Raw genomic sequence first — 295 nt, forward strand, 5'->3', positions numbered from 1 at the left:
GCGGATATTAAAGAGGCATGTACTCCTCACCCTTCGGCGCAGCTTTTTGATGTGCCGCTCCTTTATTGCATGCTAATGCTAATAGGGGTGGGCTTTGTGATGGTACATAGTGCGTCAATGCCGACGGCCGATAGGCTGTTACGCAACATTTATCATTGTACTATCCGCCACGGTATTTTTTTAGGGCTCTAGTTTGAGTTTATATTGCATAAGAAAACAAGTACCTAGGTCGTTGTGGAATAAAGCTAACCCCTACTTATTACTAATCGGCTTTGTGTTGTTATTGGTGGTGCTA

Annotated in this window: 1 pseudogene; it reads left to right on the forward strand. The window is 43.7% G+C overall.

Annotation, left to right across the window (positions count from 1 at the left end):
- Positions 1-295 (forward strand): annotated as a pseudogene (locus CWB78_RS18900) (FtsW/RodA/SpoVE family cell cycle protein); the annotation flags it as partial.

The sequence above is a fragment of the Pseudoalteromonas sp. S1612 genome, assembly GCF_005887175.1.
Classification (GTDB): domain Bacteria; phylum Pseudomonadota; class Gammaproteobacteria; order Enterobacterales; family Alteromonadaceae; genus Pseudoalteromonas; species Pseudoalteromonas undina.